The sequence below is a fragment of the Pseudomonas sp. GW821-FHT02A08 genome (assembly GCF_059422045.1).
In genome coordinates, this window is sequence record NZ_JBWKWD010000012.1 from 62,629 (window position 1) to 78,812 (window position 16,184).

At 59.2% G+C, this 16,184-nt stretch carries 16 protein-coding genes; 12 read left to right on the forward strand and 4 right to left on the reverse strand.

Annotated features, from left to right (window positions below; translation table 11 throughout):
- Positions 1-20: 20 nt before the first annotated feature.
- The 8 genes from AC07W4_RS11310 (at position 21) to AC07W4_RS11345 (ending at position 8,903) form a co-directional block, all read left to right on the forward strand.
- Entirely contained in the window at positions 21-788 is a 768-nt protein-coding gene (locus AC07W4_RS11310; RefSeq protein ID WP_008045761.1) for a TerC family protein, read from the forward strand.
- 286 nt (positions 789-1,074) lie between these two features.
- Positions 1,075-2,733: a Na/Pi cotransporter family protein gene (locus AC07W4_RS11315; RefSeq protein WP_495032462.1), complete on the forward strand. Its 1,659-nt coding sequence runs from the start codon at positions 1,075-1,077 to the stop codon at positions 2,731-2,733.
- Between the two features lie 56 nt (positions 2,734-2,789).
- Positions 2,790-4,166 (forward strand): M16 family metallopeptidase, encoded by a 1,377-nt coding sequence (locus tag AC07W4_RS11320; protein WP_495032463.1) that lies wholly within the window; start codon positions 2,790-2,792, stop codon positions 4,164-4,166.
- 145 nt (positions 4,167-4,311) lie between these two features.
- Positions 4,312-5,340: a DUF5924 family protein gene (locus AC07W4_RS11325; protein WP_495032464.1), complete on the forward strand. Its 1,029-nt coding sequence runs from the start codon at positions 4,312-4,314 to the stop codon at positions 5,338-5,340.
- A 54-nt stretch (positions 5,341-5,394) separates the two neighbouring features.
- The gene (locus tag AC07W4_RS11330; protein WP_008045769.1) at positions 5,395-6,543 is read left to right on the forward strand and encodes an ABC transporter permease; all 1,149 of its coding nucleotides are present in this window, start codon (positions 5,395-5,397) and stop codon (positions 6,541-6,543) included.
- Positions 6,540-7,343 carry an ABC transporter ATP-binding protein gene (locus AC07W4_RS11335; RefSeq protein ID WP_008045771.1) on the forward strand — a complete coding sequence of 268 codons (804 nt, stop codon included), beginning with the start codon at positions 6,540-6,542 and terminating at the stop codon, positions 7,341-7,343. The genes AC07W4_RS11330 and AC07W4_RS11335 overlap by 4 nt, the downstream gene beginning before the upstream one ends.
- Position 7,344: 1 nt before the next feature.
- Positions 7,345-8,283, forward strand: coding sequence for an MlaD family protein (locus AC07W4_RS11340; protein ID WP_495032465.1), 939 nt, complete (start codon positions 7,345-7,347; stop codon positions 8,281-8,283).
- Entirely contained in the window at positions 8,280-8,903 is a 624-nt protein-coding gene (locus AC07W4_RS11345) for an ABC-type transport auxiliary lipoprotein family protein (RefSeq protein ID WP_495032466.1), read from the forward strand. Before AC07W4_RS11340 ends, AC07W4_RS11345 begins: the two co-directional genes overlap by 4 nt.
- A gap of 130 nt (positions 8,904-9,033) precedes the next feature.
- Here the strand turns inward: AC07W4_RS11345 and AC07W4_RS11350 are convergent, their stop codons facing one another.
- Complete coding sequence (locus tag AC07W4_RS11350; protein ID WP_495032467.1) at positions 9,034-9,684, reverse strand: HAD family hydrolase; 651 nt, start codon at positions 9,682-9,684, stop codon at positions 9,034-9,036.
- A gap of 26 nt (positions 9,685-9,710) precedes the next feature.
- Entirely contained in the window at positions 9,711-10,256 is a 546-nt protein-coding gene (locus AC07W4_RS11355; protein ID WP_495032468.1) for a gamma carbonic anhydrase family protein, read from the reverse strand.
- A gap of 88 nt (positions 10,257-10,344) precedes the next feature.
- Here AC07W4_RS11355 and prlC point away from each other — a divergent pair, with 88 nt between their 5' ends.
- Both prlC and AC07W4_RS11365 read left to right on the forward strand, forming a co-directional pair.
- Entirely contained in the window at positions 10,345-12,396 is a 2,052-nt protein-coding gene (prlC, locus tag AC07W4_RS11360) for an oligopeptidase A (RefSeq protein WP_495032469.1), read from the forward strand.
- Complete coding sequence (locus tag AC07W4_RS11365) at positions 12,393-12,680, forward strand: YheV family putative zinc ribbon protein (RefSeq protein ID WP_495032470.1); 288 nt, start codon at positions 12,393-12,395, stop codon at positions 12,678-12,680. Before prlC ends, AC07W4_RS11365 begins: the two co-directional genes overlap by 4 nt.
- A gap of 44 nt (positions 12,681-12,724) precedes the next feature.
- Here the strand turns inward: AC07W4_RS11365 and AC07W4_RS11370 are convergent, their stop codons facing one another.
- Both AC07W4_RS11370 and AC07W4_RS11375 read right to left on the reverse strand, forming a co-directional pair.
- Entirely contained in the window at positions 12,725-13,369 is a 645-nt protein-coding gene (locus tag AC07W4_RS11370; protein ID WP_495032471.1) for a phosphatase domain-containing protein, read from the reverse strand.
- 236 nt (positions 13,370-13,605) lie between these two features.
- The gene (locus AC07W4_RS11375; protein WP_495032472.1) at positions 13,606-13,911 is read right to left on the reverse strand and encodes a hypothetical protein; all 306 of its coding nucleotides are present in this window, start codon (positions 13,909-13,911) and stop codon (positions 13,606-13,608) included.
- 209 nt (positions 13,912-14,120) lie between these two features.
- Between AC07W4_RS11375 and AC07W4_RS11380 the strand changes: the two genes are divergently transcribed.
- Together AC07W4_RS11380 and AC07W4_RS11385 are read left to right on the forward strand one after the other, a co-directional pair.
- Positions 14,121-15,179, forward strand: coding sequence for a PA0069 family radical SAM protein (locus tag AC07W4_RS11380; RefSeq protein ID WP_008045784.1), 1,059 nt, complete (start codon positions 14,121-14,123; stop codon positions 15,177-15,179).
- 243 nt (positions 15,180-15,422) lie between these two features.
- Positions 15,423-16,154, forward strand: coding sequence for a carbonic anhydrase (locus tag AC07W4_RS11385; RefSeq protein WP_495032473.1), 732 nt, complete (start codon positions 15,423-15,425; stop codon positions 16,152-16,154).
- Positions 16,155-16,184: the final 30 nt, after the last annotated feature.

A 16,184-nucleotide genomic window follows, 5' to 3' on the forward strand; every position in this document is an offset into this window, starting at 1 on the left:
AATCGCTCAAAGGAATACACATGGAATGGCTGACCAACCCTGAAATCTGGGTTGCCTTCTTCACCCTGACCGCCCTGGAAATCGTCCTGGGTATCGATAACATCATCATGATTTCGATCCTGGTCAGCCGCATGCCCAAACACATGCAGGCGCGCACGCGGATTTTCGGTCTGGCGCTGGCCATGATCACGCGAATCCTGCTTCTGCTGTCGATCACCTGGGTCATGCGCCTGACGGCGGACCTGTTCGTAGTATTCGACCAGGGCATTTCCGGACGCGACCTGATCCTGTTCTTCGGTGGTCTGTTCCTGCTGTGGAAAAGCTCGCAAGAGATGTACCACGCACTGGAAGGTGAAGACGAAAGCAACGAAGAACCTTCGGGCAAGGGCGGCAACTTCCTCTACACCATCGTCCAGATCGCGATCATCGACATCGTGTTCTCCCTGGACTCGGTGATCACCGCAGTCGGCATGGTCTCCCACGTACCGGTCATGGTCGCGGCGATCATCGTGGCGGTACTGGTGATGATGTGGGCATCCGGCACCATCAGTGAGTTCATCGACAAGCACCCATCGCTGAAGATGCTGGCGCTGTCGTTCCTGTTGATTGTCGGTACGGTGCTGATTGCCGAGTCCCTGGACGTGCACGTGCCAAAAGGCTACGTCTACTTCGCCATGGCGTTCTCGCTGGCGGTGGAAGCGATCAACATCAAGATGCGCACTGCCATTGCGAAAAAGAAGAAACAGCAGGATCCGGTAAAGCTGCGCAAGGACATTCCGGGCCAGTAACCCGGTAGCACGCAATACCCTGTGGGAGCGGGCTTGTTCGCGAAGGCGGTGTGTCAGACAACATTAATGTCGACTGACACACCGCCTTCGCGAGCAAGCCCGCTCCCACTTTGTTTTTGCGGGTTGCATGAACCGGATTTCATGACAGTTTTGTTTCAATCCCTTCTTTGGCTATGCGATGCTGGCGCGCAGACCGTTAGCCAACTACAGCTTAAGTACAGAACGTAGAACGTCGCGCGGTACCGTCAACTTGCTCCTTTGGGGCGCTACACCACAGGGGGTCTTTATGCTCACCCTGCTCAATTTGCTTTCTGCCGTGGCCCTGCTGATCTGGGGCACGCACATCGTCCGAACCGGCATCCTGCGGGTCTACGGCACCAACTTGCGCCATGTCATCAGCCATAACATGTCCAACCGCTGGCTGGCTTTCCTCTCCGGGATCGCCGTGACGGCGATGGTCCAGAGCAGCAACGCCACCGCCATGCTGGTCACATCCTTTGTCGGCCAGGGGCTGATGGCGCTTACGCCGGCGTTGGTCACCATGCTCGGTGCCGATGTCGGTACGGCCCTGATGGCGCGGGTGCTGACGTTCGATCTGTCGTGGTTGTCGCCCCTGCTGATTTTTGCCGGGGTGATTTTCTTTCTGTCGCGCAAGCAGACCCGACTCGGGCAGATGGGCCGTGTCGCCATTGGCTTGGGGTTGATCATTCTGGCGCTGCAACTGATTGTCGAGGCCGCGCACCCGATTACCCATGCCAAAGGTGTGAAGGTGATTTTCGCCTCGCTCACCGGCGACATCCTGCTCGACGCCCTGGTCGGTGCGCTGTTCGCGATGATTTCCTATTCCAGCCTGGCCGCCGTACTGCTGACCGCGACCCTGGCGGGTGCCAACGTGATCAGCCTGCCGGTGGCCATCGGGCTGGTGATCGGTGCCAATATCGGCAGTGGCGTACTCGCCTTCCTCAGCACCAGCATGCAGAACGCCGCCGGGCGCCAAGTGGCGCTGGGCAGCCTGCTGTACAAGCTGATTGGTCTTTTATTGATCATTCCTGTGCTTGATCCGCTGGTGCACTGGCTCGATGGCCTGGATTTCAGTCCTCAGGAAATGGTCATTGGCTTTCACCTGCTCTACAACACCGCGCGTTGCCTGATCCTGCTGCCCAGCGTTGGGCCGATGGCCAGGTTTTGTGCCTGGGTGTTGCCGGAGCGCCCGCTGGCGAACGGTACGGCCAAGCCCCGGCACCTGGACCCCACGGCGTTGGTCACCCCAGGTCTGGCGCTGGCCAACGCGGCCCGGGAAACCCTGCGCATGGGCGACCTGATCGACAACATGCTCGAAGCCATGCTTGACGTGTTGCACGGCAAGCAAACCGCCATCACCCAGGAAATGCGGCGCCTGACCGATGATGTCGAAGCGCTATACAGCGCGATCAAATTGTATCTGGCACAAATGCCCCGGGAAGATCTCAGCGATCAGGACAGCCGACGCTGGGCGGAAATCATCGAGCTGGCGATCAACCTGAAACTGGCCAGCGACTTGATTGAACGCATGTTGCGCAAGGTCCAGCAGCAGAAGACCTCGCAGCGTCGGTCGTTTTCCGAAGTCGGGCTGGACGAATTGACCGGGCTGCAAACTCAGTTGATTTCCAACCTGCGGCTCGGGATGTCGGTGTTTCTCAGTGGCGACCCGGAAAGTGCCCGCCAGCTGGTGCGTGAAAAACGTCGTTTCCGTGCACAGGAACGGCGCCTGGCCCACGCTCATGTCAGCCGCTTGCAACTTAAAATCGTACAAAGTATCGAAACCAGTTCGTTGCACCTGGAGCTGATCGCCGACATGAAGCGTCTCAATTCGTTGTTTTGCAGCAGTGCCTACGTAGTGCTGGAAACATCGGAGACCGGTGCGCTGGTGGTCGACGATTTGAGCGACATCACTCATTCACCCTGAACGTCCACCGTTGCCTGAAGTCTGTTGAACTTACGCTGGTCGTACGGAAGCCCGTTATGCGTTGTCTGTTGTTTGCCTGCCTGTTGCTTGGTTCATTCCCGTCATTCGCTCTGGATCGTTTCCAGGTCGAGGGCTACACCCTGCGCAACGGTTTGCAGTTGCTGCTCAAACCCGGCACTGACCGCGGGCATGTGGCGATCCGGCTGGTGGTCGGTGTTGGCCTGGACGATTTCAAGTGCGAAGAAAAGGAGCTACCGCATCTGCTGGAACACCTGTTGTTCAGCGGTATCGACGCCAGCGGCGAAGGTGGCCTGGAAGAACGCATGCAGGCTCTGGGTGGTGAGTGGAACGCGTTCACCAGCAATGCCGATACGACGTTCGTCATCGAGGCCCCGGCGAAAAACCAGCGCAAGGTGCTTGACCTGCTGCTGGCGTTGCTGACCCAGACCCGCTTCGACGACAACGCCATCAACGCGGCCAAGCAAGTGGTCGAGCGTGAAGACGGTGGCCACTACTCGCACCTGCAACGCTGGCTCGATCGTCAGGACCTCGGTCACACGGCCAGCAAACAACTGGCCGTGGAGCTGGGCCTCAAATGCCCGGAGCGTGCGCAAGTCGATGACTTGACCCGAGAACAACTGGAGCAGGTACGCAAGGACTGGTATGCGCCGAACAACATGACCCTGATTGTGGTCGGCGACCTCGACAAGTTGCTGCCGGCCTATCTGGAGCGGGCGTTTGGCGCGCTGGAAGCGATCACCCCCGGCGAGCACCCGCCGCTGCCGCAAATCCAGACCAGCGCCGCCCATGAACGCACCTTGCCCCACGGTCTGGTCGGCAATGGCGCCAAGTTGCACTGGCTGGTGCCAGAGCCGGTACTGGAGGATGGGCACGATGAAACCTTCGATTTGCTCAAGGACTATCTGGATTGGGCGCTCTATCGCCAGTTACGCCTGGCTCACGGTTTGTCCTACGGCCCGTGGGCCGAACGCGAGGTGTTCGGCGGCGTGGGTTTCATGAGCCTCAATGCCGACCTTGAGCGCGACGACGTGGCCGATGCCGAACAAGTACTCGAGGACCTGAAGGCCGGACTGCTCAAGGACGGCCTCAATGCCGACACCTTCAACCGCCTCAAGCAGGCTGCGATTGCCCGCCAGGCCTGGGCCGTACAAGGCAATAGCGCGTTGGCCGACTACTACTGGAGCGCCATCGGCAACTACGAGGACGGTCGCTTCACCAACCCGGTCCGGGAGCTGCAAGGGGTGACCCTGGAAGAGGCGAACAAGGCCGTGCGTGAATTGCTCCTGCAACCGGGGTATTTGCGGATCGAGAAGCCTTTGTTCAGTTATGACCAATTGATGTGGTTGGTGGTCGGGGTGTTGGGGTTGCTGGTGTTGAGTGTGGTGGGCTGGCGTTTGCATCGCAGGAAGTAACCACTCTGTTTGGCAAGAAAACTCCTTGTGGGAAACACAATCCTCCTGTGGGAGCGTGGTGTCACTGACCGTGAACCCTCGCCACAGCGCCGCGCCAACTGTACCCTGTCGAGGTTTTTTCCTACGACTACTGTGAAACCGCCGAATGCAAAACCTGACCCTTTTCGTACAGCGCATCCTCGAATTGATGAAGCGCTACCCTGGGGTCATTGCGCTCTGTGGTTTCATCTCCGGGGTGGGCAGTTTCATTCTGGTCGATCGCCAGCAAGGCCTGGCGAGCTGGATTACCACCATCATGCTGATCAGCTGGATCTGGCTGATGCTGGAAAACAGCCTGACCAAGCTGTTCACGCGCATCTTCAAGCGCGAAATCCCGGAACCGTTGCTGCGTTACGCAACGCAGATGATCCATCAGGAAAGCCTGTTCTTTGTCCTGCCGTTCTTTTTCATCACCACGACCTGGAACAGCGGCCAGCTGATTTTCACCGGGCTGCTGGGCGTCGCGGCGCTGATTTCGATCATCGACCCGCTTTACTACAAGTGGCTGGCTCCCCGGCGCTGGGCGTTTCTGGCCCTGCACACCCTGACCCTTTTCGCCGCGCTGCTCACTGCATTGCCGGTGATCATGCACCTGACCACCGCGCAAAGTTTCAAATGGGCACTGGGTATCTCGGTGCTGTTGTCGTTCCCAAGCCTGGCGTCGATCTTCCCGATTCGTACCCTGCGCAGTGCGCTGGCGATCTTGAGTATCACCCTGGGCATCGGCGCCGTTGGCTGGGCGCTGCGCTCGTGGGTGCCGCCGGCGACGCTGTGGATGACCGATGTGGCCATCAGCACGCAGATGCAGGACCGCACGCCAGGTGCCAGCCTCGACGAGGTCAGCGCCGAGCAGATTCGCAATGGCGGGCTCTACGCCTACACCGCGATCAACGCCCCGCGTGGCCTGGACGAACGGATTTATCACGTCTGGCAGTTCAACGGTAAAGAGGTCGACCGCATCCCCCTGGATATTCGTGGCGGGCGCAAGGAAGGTTACCGGGCCTGGACCCACAAGCAGAACTTCCCGGGCAATCCGGCCGGCAAATGGCAGGTTCGGGTGCTGACCGAAGATGGTCAGGTGATCGGCGTGCTGCGTTTCAAAGTCACGGACAGCACAGCGATCAAAGAAAAGTAATCCGGTTCGTGCTATTACGTAAATCTGCGTAATCACTGAACAAGCACGGAGCTTATGATCAGCAGCACGATAGCCGGCAACGCCCGATTGGACACGTCGATTGCCCCTGCGCGGTTGCGGGTGACGGGCGACTGGACGCTTGCCCATTACGCTGACCTCAAGCTGTTGAGCGAAAAACTCCACGGCCAGTACGACGCCAACACCCCCATCGACCTCAATGGCCTCGGCGCCCTCGACACCGCCGGTGCCTCGCTGTTGGTCGAGCTGCTCGGCTCCGAGCGCCTCGGCCGCTCCGCCGAACACCCGGATTGCACACTCTCCGCCGCCGATCGCGCGTTGCTGCAAACCGTCTACTGTTCGTTGACCGATTTCTGTGTACCGATCAAGGAACCGGAAGTCAGCGTTGCCATTCAGTTGCTGACCCGCATTGGCCGCGCAGTGGACACCGTCTGGCAGGACACCCTGCAACTGTTGGGTTTCGTTGGCCTGATCATCGAAACCATCGTCCGCGGCCTGTTCCGTCCCAAGCGCTGGCGCGTCACGCCCATGATTGCCCACATCGAACAGACCGGTCTCGACGCCGCCCCCATCGTTGCGTTGCTGACTTTTCTGGTGGGCGCCGTGGTGGCGTTCCTCGGGTCGACGGTGCTGGCCACTTTCGGCGCCACGGTCTTCACCGTGGACCTGGTGGGATTTGCCTTCCTGCGCGAATTCGGTGTGTTGCTGACCGCGATCCTGATGGCTGGGCGCACCGCCAGTGCGTTCACGGCGCAAATCGGTTCGATGAAGGCCAACGAGGAAATCGACGCCATCCGCACCCTGGGCCTCGACCCCGTGGAGTTGCTGGTGGTGCCGCGGGTCCTGGCGTTGCTGATCGCCCTGCCGATGCTGACCTTCCTGGCGATGCTGTCGGGGATTATCGGCGGTGCCGTGGTCTGCGCGGTGGCACTGGATATCTCGCCAGCGATGTTCCTGTCGCTGCTGCAAACGGACATCGGCGTTCAGCACTTTCTGGTAGGGATCGTCAAAGCGCCGGTGTTCGCCTTCCTCATTGCCGCCATCGGTTGTCTTGAAGGCTTCAAGGTCAGTGGCAGCGCTGAGTCTGTGGGCGCGCACACCACGTCGAGTGTGGTGCAGTCGATTTTCGTGGTGATCGTGATGGATGCGATCGCTGCGATGTTTTTCATGGAGATGGGTTGGTGAGTCGTATCCCCCGAGCGCCCTCCGAGGCGGTGATTGAAGTCCGAGGGTTGTGCAACCGCTTTGGAAGCCAGAGCGTGCACGAGAACCTCGACCTGGATTTGTACAAGGGTGAAATCCTTGCCGTGGTTGGGGGCTCCGGCAGCGGTAAATCGGTGCTGCTGCGCAGCATTGTCGGGTTGCGTCAGCCCAGCGAAGGGGTGGTGAAAGTCTTCGGCAAGAACCTGCCAACCTTGCCGGAGCACGAGCGCTCGCTGGTGGAGCGGCGATTCGGCGTGCTGTTCCAGAAAGGCGCGCTGTTCTCCTCGCTGACCGTGACCGAGAATGTTGCCCTACCGCTGATCGAGCACGCCGGCTTGAGCCGCAGCGACGCCGAGCACCTGGCGGCAGTGAAAATGGCCCTGGCCGGGTTGCCGTTGTCGGCGGCGGAGAAGTACCCCGCGTCGCTGTCCGGCGGCATGATCAAGCGCGCCGCCCTGGCCCGGGCATTGGCACTGGACCCGGACATCCTGTTTCTCGACGAACCCACCGCCGGTCTCGACCCGATCGGTGCTGCTGCGTTCGACCAATTGATCCTGACCCTGCGCGACGCCCTGGGCTTGAGTGTCTTTCTGGTGACCCACGACCTCGACACGCTTTACACCATCACCGACCGGGTGGCGGTGCTGGCGCAGAAAAAAGTGCTGGTGGCAGACGCCATCGACAAGGTGTCGGAAACCAACGACGCGTGGATTCACGAATACTTCCATGGCCCTCGCGGCCGCGCGGCGTTGACGGCCGCCCAACAGCTCAAAGAGGTCTGACATGGAAACCCGAGCCCATCATGTATTGATCGGCCTGTTCACCGTGATTGTGGTGACGGCCGCGCTGTTGTTCGGCCTGTGGCTGGCCAAGTCCAGTGTCGACACCGAGTTCAAGGACTACGAAGTCGTGTTCAACGAGGCGGTCAGCGGATTGTCCAAGGGCAGTTCGGTGCAGTACAGCGGGATCAAGGTCGGCGACGTGATTTCGCTGCGCCTGGACCCGAAAGACCCGCGCCGGGTGCTGGCGCGAATTCGCCTGGCCGGCGATACCCCGGTCAAGGAAGACACCCAGGCCAAACTGGCCCTGACCGGTGTCACCGGGACCTCGATCATCCAGCTCAGCGGCGGCACGCCACAGAGCCCGACGCTCAAGGGCAAGGACGGCAACCTGCCGACCATCGTCGCCTCGCCGTCGCCCATCGCCCGCCTGCTCAATGACAGCGAAGACCTGATGGCCGGGGTGACCACGCTGATGCATAACGCCAACCTGATGTTCTCCACGGAAAACATCGAACGCATCAGCAATACCCTGGAGCATCTGGAGCAAACCACCGGGACCATTGCCGAGCAGCGCGGCGATATCCGCCAGGCCATGCAGCAATTGGCTTCGGTGGGCAAACAGGCCAACACCATGCTGGAGCAGACCACGGCGCTGATGCGCAATGCCAACGGGCTGCTCAATGAGCATGGCAAGGAAGCGCTGGGTAGCGCCGAGCAAGCGATGAAGTCGCTGCAGGAAAGCAGCGCCACCCTCAACAAACTGATCACCGCCAATCAGGATTCGCTCAACAGCGGCATGCAAGGCCTCAGTGGCCTGGGCCCGGCCGTGCACGAGATGCGCGAAACCCTGTCCTCGCTGCGCGCCATTACCAAACGCCTGGAGGCCAACCCCAGCGGTTACCTGCTGGGCGGTGACAAGACCAAGGAATTCACACCATGAAGCTGATTCGGATTGCCCTTTTCACTGGCTTCACGCTGATCAGTTCGTGCTCGATCCTGCCCAAGCCCGAGCCCTTCGAGGTCTATCGATTGCCGTCGGCCCAGAGCGCATCGACCAGCCATGGCACGCCGCAGCGCTGGTCGCTGCGCCTGAGCAAATTCCAGTCCAGCGAAGCGTTGAACAGTCCGAACATTGCAGTGATTCCTCAAGGCGATGTGATCAGTCACTACAAGGGTTCACGCTGGAGCGACCCGGCGCCGGTACTGGTGCGCAATCGCCTGCTGGAAGGTTTCCAGCATGACGGACGGGTGCCGTTGTTGAGCACCGATGACAGCATTTTCCAGACCGATCTTGAATTGGGCGGTAGCCTGCAGGCGTTCCAGACTGAATACCAGGGCACGAGTGCCAGCGCGGTCGTGCGTCTGGATGCATTGCTGGTGCGCAGTTACGACCAGCGCATCCTCGCCAGCCGCCGCTTTGAAGTGCGCCAGCCTTTGAGCAATGTGCAGGTTCCGGCGGTGGTGGTCGGGTTCGGTCAGGCGAATGATCAGTTGACCGCGCAGGTGGTGAACTGGGCGGTGGAGCAAGGACAGAAACTGGCGCCACCACCAAGACCTTGAGGTAAGAACACAGCCCCCCCTGTGGGAGCGGGCTTGCTCGCGAAGGCGGCGTATCAGGCAACATTAATGTCGACTGACACTCCCTCTTCGCGAGCAAGCCCGCTCCCACAGTTGATTTGTGTCGGCTGTATCAGCCCTGCAAAAACGCCTGATGCAGTTCAGCCAGCGTTTCAAAGTGATACGCCGGCGCTTCGGCGCTCAACTCTTCATGGCTGCCAAACCCGTAACCCACCGCCGCCGCGTCCAGGCCGTTGCTGCGCGCCCCGATCAAATCGTGCTTGCGGTCGCCGATCATCAGGGTGGTGGCCGGGTCCAGGTTTTCTTCGGCCATCAGGTGAGCGATCAGCTCGACCTTGTTGGTTCGGGTGCCATCCAGTTCGCTGCCGTAAATCACCTTGAAGTGTTTGGCAAAGTCGAAATGCCGGGCGATTTCACGGGCGAACACCCAGGGTTTCGAGGTGGCAATGTACAGCTGCCGCCCTTGTCCGCCCAGGGTTTCCAGCAGCGGTGTGACACCATCGAACACGCGGTTTTCGTAGAGGCCGGTGACCTTGAAGCGCTCGCGATAGAAATTCACCGCCTCCCAGGCCCTGGCTTCATCGAAGTCATAGAACTGCATGAACGCCTGCAACAGCGGCGGGCCGATGAAGTGTTCGAGTTTGGCCAGGTCCGGCTCATCGATACCCAGTTTGCCCAGGGCGAACTGGATCGAACGGGTGATGCCCTCACGTGGATCGGTGAGGGTGCCATCGAGGTCGAACAAAACGGTTTGGTAATGCATGTCGAATCCTGAATAAGGGGGCCGGGTCAAAGCTGGTCGTAGCCTTCGGCCAGATGCAGGTCCTTGAGCTTCACGTAATTCGCCGCGCTGTAGGTGAAAAAGGCCCGTTCCTTGTCCGTCAGCGGGCGGATCTGCTTCACCGGGCTGCCCACATACAGGAAGCCGCTTTGCAGATGCTTGCCCGGCGGCACCAGGCTGCCGGCGCCGATGATCACGTCATCGTCGACCACAGCACCGTCCATGACGATGCTGCCCATGCCGATCAACACCCGGCTGCCTACCGAACAACCATGCAGCATGACCTTGTGGGCGATGGTCACGTCATCGCCGATCAGCAGCGGAAAACCGTCGGAGTTGAACGGCCCTGCGTGGGTGATGTGCAACACGCAGCCATCCTGCACACTGGTGCGCGCGCCAATGCGGATTCGGTGCATGTCGCCACGGATCACGGTCAGCGGCCAGACCGAGCTGTCTTCGCCAATTTCAACATCGCCGATCACCACTGCCGAGCCGTCGACAAAAGCGCCTTTACCCAACAGCGGCGTGTGGTTCTGATAGTTGCGAAGGTTCACGATAGGGTTTCTCTCTGTTGCTGATAGCTGCGGTGAACGTCGATTGTAATTAAGATGGCTACATGTTTCTCCAGCCAAGGTATCAACCGTGAGCGTGAACAACCCTCTTTTGCAGTCCTATGACCTGCCGCCGTTCTCCGCCATCCGCGCCGAACACGTACAACCGGCCATTGAACAGATCCTGGCTGACAACCGTGCCGCTATCGTCGAGATCCTCAAGACCCAGGTCAAACAGCCAACGTGGGCTGGCCTGGTACTGGCGATGGACGAACTCAACGACCGCCTGGGCGCCGCCTGGAGCCCGGTCAGCCACCTCAATGCCGTGTGCAACAGCGCTGAACTGCGTGAAGCCTACGAGTCGTGCCTGCCGGCCTTGAGCGCCTATTCCACCGAGATGGGCCAGAACCGCGAACTGTTCCAGGCCTTCGAAGCCCTGGCCAGCAGCCCGGAAGCGGCCGGTTTCGACGTCGCGCAGAAAACTATCCTGGAACACTCCCTGCGTGACTTCCGTCTGTCGGGTATCGACCTGCCGGAAGCCGAACAGAAGCGTTATGCCGAAGTGCAGAGCAAACTGTCCGAACTGGGCAGCCGTTTCTCCAACCAGTTGCTCGACGCCACTCAGGCGTGGACCAAGCACATCACCGATGAAGCTGCCCTCACCGGCCTGACCGACTCGGCCAAGGCGCAAATGGCCGCCGCAGCTCAAGCCAAGGATCTGGACGGCTGGCTGATCACCCTGGAATTCCCGAGCTATTACGCGGTGATGACCTACGCCCAGGACCGCGCACTGCGTGAAGAAGTCTACGCGGCCTACTGCACCCGTGCGTCGGATCAAGGGCCGAATGCCGGCCAGAACGACAATGGCCCGGTCATGGAAGAAATCCTCGATCTGCGTCAGGAGCTGGCCAAGCTCCTGGGTTTCAGCAGTTTCTCCGAACTGAGCCTGGCGACCAAAATGGCTGAGTCCAGCGATCAGGTGCTGAGTTTCCTGCGCGACCTGGCCAAGCGCAGCAAGCCGTTCGCCGCCCAGGATCTGGAACAGCTCAAGGCTTATGCCGCCGAACAAGGCTGCCCGGACCTGCAAAGCTGGGACAGCGGTTTCTACGGTGAAAAACTCCGTGAACAGCGTTACAGCGTTGCCCAGGAAGCCCTGCGCGCCTACTTCCCGATCGACAAGGTGCTCAGCGGCCTGTTCGCCATCGTCCAGCGCCTGTACGGCATCGAGATTGCCGAGCAGAAAGGCTTCGACACCTGGCATCCGGATGTCCGCCTGTTTGAAATCAAGGAAAACGGCCAGCACGTCGGACGCTTCTTCTTCGACCTCTACGCCCGTGCCAACAAGCGTGGCGGTGCCTGGATGGACGGCGCACGCGACCGTCGTCGCACCGCTGGCGGTGTATTGCAAAGCCCGGTGGCCAACCTGGTGTGCAATTTCACCCCGGCCGACAGCGGCAAGCCTGCTCTGCTGACCCACGACGAAGTCACCACCCTGTTCCACGAGTTCGGTCACGGCCTGCATCACCTGCTGACCCGCGTCGAGCATGCTGGCGTGTCCGGCATCAACGGCGTGGCCTGGGATGCGGTCGAGCTGCCGAGCCAGTTCATGGAGAACTGGTGCTGGGAGCCTGAAGGCCTGGCGCTGATTTCCGGTCACTATGAATCCGGCGAACCGCTGCCTCAGGACTTGCTCGGGAAAATGCTCGCGGCGAAAAACTTCCAGTCCGGCCTGATGATGGTTCGCCAACTGGAGTTCTCCCTGTTCGACTTCGAACTGCACACCACCCACGGCGATGGCCGCAGCGTGCTGCAAGTGCTCGAAGGCGTGCGGGACGAGGTTTCGGTGATGCGTCCGCCGGCCTACAACCGTTTCCCTAATAGCTTTGCGCACATCTTCGCCGGTGGTTACGCCGCGGGTTACTACAGCTACAAATGGGCTGAAGTGCTGTCCGCCGATGCGTTCTCGAAGTTCGAAGAAGAGGGAGTGCTCAACGCTGACACCGGTCGTGCGTTCCGCGAAGCAATCCTGGCCCGTGGCGGCTCCCAGGAGCCGATGGTGCTGTTCGTCGACTTCCGTGGTCGAGAGCCATCAATTGACGCACTCTTGCGCCACAGCGGCCTGAGTGAGGACGCAGCAGCATGAGTGAGGGGCCTGTGATTACGAAAAAACGCTTTATCGCCGGGGCGGTCTGCCCGGCATGCAGCGAACCGGACAAATTGATGATGTGGAACGAAGATCAGGTCCCGCACAGAGAGTGCGTAGCCTGCGGTTACTCCGACACTCTCAATGAGCAAGGGCTGTCGGTGCCCAAGGAGTTGGGCACGCGAGTTAATACCAGTGCACTCAAACCCGCTGACACCAAGGTTCAGGCAGTTCAGTTCTTCCCTAATCCGAAACTGAAGAAAAAGCCTGACGAACAAAGCTGAGTGAAAAAAGCCCCCCCGTTGCACAATGCCGTGGGGGGCTTTCTTTATTCGATATGAGCGGACTTGAGCCAGCTCTTCATCGAGCACGCGGCGAACGGGCTGGTGCTGCAATCGCCATTGGCCAGGGCCGTACGCAGTTTTTCCACGTCGGCCTGCATCATGTAGCGAATGCCGTCCTTGAAGTGGGTGCTGTCGCCAAAGCCGCCCTGGGTCATTTCGTTCAGGGCCTCCTCCTTGGTCCAGCCCTGGATGACAACCCGGTACATGGCCGCCATCAGGCCGGTACGGTCGGAACCATGTTTACAGTGCATCAGCACCGGGCCTTTGGCTTCGGCAGACTGAATGGCGCGCAAGGCCTTGAGCACATCGGCGTCGTCCACATGGTTGGTGCGATAAGGCAGCTGTACTTGCGCGATGCCTGGCGTAGACAACCAACTGGAGTCTGCTTCAGGCAGGAAGTTGATCACCGTGCCCACCTTGAGTTTCTCCAGCAGCGGCACCGCGCCCTTGTCCGGCAAGGCACTGCGATAGAGCGTCGGTGACATTTGAAAGAGGTTGTATTGCTTCTCGATCGGTTGAGCCCATTCTGCCGGACGGTGCATCGTGCTGTCGTCAGCAAATGCCGGTGTCAGGTTAACGAGTGCAACGAGCGACAGGCAGATTGCAGATATGAATCGTGGTAAGGACATGCTTGAGCGACCGTTCTGAAAGGGACGGGAGATGCTGGCAAGAATGAGCCACGCCCGGTCAAAGGCCTGTGAGAGGGCTGTCAAAGAATCGTGAAGCTGACGGGATGATGAATTCATCAAGGATCGAGCCTCGTTCATTGAAAGAGCATTGTTATAGGCGAAAAAAATCAACCCCGTTCGATTGTTAACTTCGACCGGGACTGATTAATAAATATATATTTGCCTGGACCTTTGGTTCAAGGTTTCGCAATGCCGGCGTACGCTTTGGCCAGAGCCAGCAGTTTTTCCTTATCATCGGAGTTGATGGTCCCGTTACCATCAATATCTTTGTCGACACTGCCGATACTAAAAGACTGGCCGCCGTCGTATGAGGACGCAATCAGCGTGGTGGAGTCCAGCAAAGAGGTGGTCACGACCGAGTTTTTTTCATCCCAGCCTTCTTCCTTGAGTGCGAACTGCATCGATACCAGTACTTCATCGGGGTCGACTACAGACGGTCCAAGTTTTTGCAAAAAGATACCGCGGCGATTAAAAAACGACATAAATAAATCCTTTTATAGAATATCGGTGTTTATGTTTTGCAGCGAAAAAATGGTACATGTAGTTTTGTCGCAACAGCCAGGCTTTATATGTTTCTCCCGGTTGCTTCACGCAAGCGTGCATAACAAATAATTAGAAAGTGCCGAACGGCTCTGGTCGAGTGGTTTTGATCGATGTACTGTATGCACATACAGTCATTGGGTGTTTTTTCATGCGCACGCCATTTCCTCCCCGTGGCCGCGGCACCGCGACCAACCCGCACAACCGCTTCGCCCCCAGCCATTCGGTGGCAGAGGACGACGGCTGGTACCAGGAAGTACCGCTCACCCAGGGCACCGAGGTGCGCATTGAAACGGCGAAAACCATCATTACCCGTAACACATCGCCGGATTTGCCCTTCGACCGTTCGATCAATCCCTATCGCGGCTGCGAGCACGGTTGTATTTATTGCTATGCACGCCCCAGTCACGCCTATTGGGACATGTCACCAGGGCTGGATTTCGAAACAAAACTGATCGCCAAGACCAACGCCACGGATGTGCTGGAGGAGCAGCTGTCCAAGCGTGGCTATCAATGTGCACCGATCAACCTCGGTTCCAACACCGATCCGTATCAGCCGATCGAGCGTGAATACAAGATCACCCGGCAAACCCTCGAGGTACTCCTGCGATACCGGCACCCGGTGACCATCGTCACCAAGGGCTCGCTGATTCTTCGTGACCTTGACCTGTTGACCGAGCTTGCCAGCCAAAGACTGGTGGCGGTAATGATCAGCCTGACCACACTGGACGACGAACTCAAACGCGTCCTTGAACCCCGCGCCGCAGCGCCCAAGGCCCGGTTGCGGGCGATCAGGGTCATGCGCGAGGCGGGCATTCCGGTGGGCGTGCTGTGTTCACCGATGATTCCGATGATCAACGACAGTGAACTTGAAGGTTTGCTCACCGAGGCCCATGCGGCCGGGGCGCAAAGTGCTGCTTACATGATGTTGCGTCTGCCGCTGGAAGTGGCGCCGCTGTTCGAAGAATGGCTGGGCGCCCACTATCCGCAACGGGCGGCGCATGTGTTGAGCCTGATTCGCCAGAGCCGTGGCGGTGAACTCTACGACAGCCGCTTTGGTGCTCGAATGCGCGGTGAAGGCCCCTTCGCCGACCTGCTGGCACAGCGCTTTGCCAAAACCATCAAGCGACTGGGGCTCAATCGCCGGGAAGGCTTTGACCTGGACTGCAATGCCTTTTGTCCGCCCGGTCGCCAAATGTCGTTGATTTGAGGACAATTGGCCTATGGTTGAGTACTGAAGATCGCGCTCACGCCTTTGGCTGGTCACGTTTTTTGTGACCTGGAACACGCATTCTAGAGCGTTTTATTCAGTTTCAATTAAGATTCGGCCGCTACCTTGTTCATCGAGTGACTGATGGGTCGAAATGTTTGGCCTGGATGTTTTTTACCAGCCACTGGCTTCACACCGGACCACACGGGAAGATTCCCTGAGCCCGCCAATGAGGATGAATTGATGAGTGACAAGGATAAACAGCCGTTGGCTGCGTCGGCTTCAGCCCAACCCGAGGCCGAAACCGCCGATGCAGCGTTGCGGCATATCGTTGACGGCTTTTTGCATTTTCATCATGAGATCTTTCCTCAACAGGAAGAACTCTTCAAGAAACTCGCCACGGCCCAGCGGCCACGCGCGATGTTCATCGCCTGCGCCGATTCGCGCATCGTTCCCGAGTTGATTACCCAGAGCTCCCCCGGCGACCTGTTCGTGACCCGTAACGTCGGCAACGTCGTGCCGCCTTACGGGCAAATGAACGGCGGTGTTTCAACGGCCATCGAGTACGCCGTACTGGCTCTGGGGGTGCATCACATCATCATTTGCGGGCATTCCGACTGCGGCGCCATGCGCGCGGTGCTCAACCCGGACAGTCTGGAAAAAATGCCCACGGTCAAAGCCTGGCTGCGTCATGCCGAAGTAGCCAAGACCATGGTGCAGGAGAACTGCAACTGCTCTAGCGAAAGCGAAAGCATGCACATCCTCACCGAAGAGAATGTGATCGCCCAATTGCAGCATCTGCGCACCCATCCATCGGTGGCTTCGCGCATGGCCAACGGTCAGCTATTTATTCACGGCTGGGTCTACAACATCGAAACCAGCGAAATCAAAGCGTACGACGCCGATCAAGGTTGTTTCCTGCCGCTCAATGGCAGCCTGCCAATTCCAGTGGCGACGCCCAAAGCGCGCTTCTAAACCCTCCTAAAACGTTGTGTGGTTCAGCCG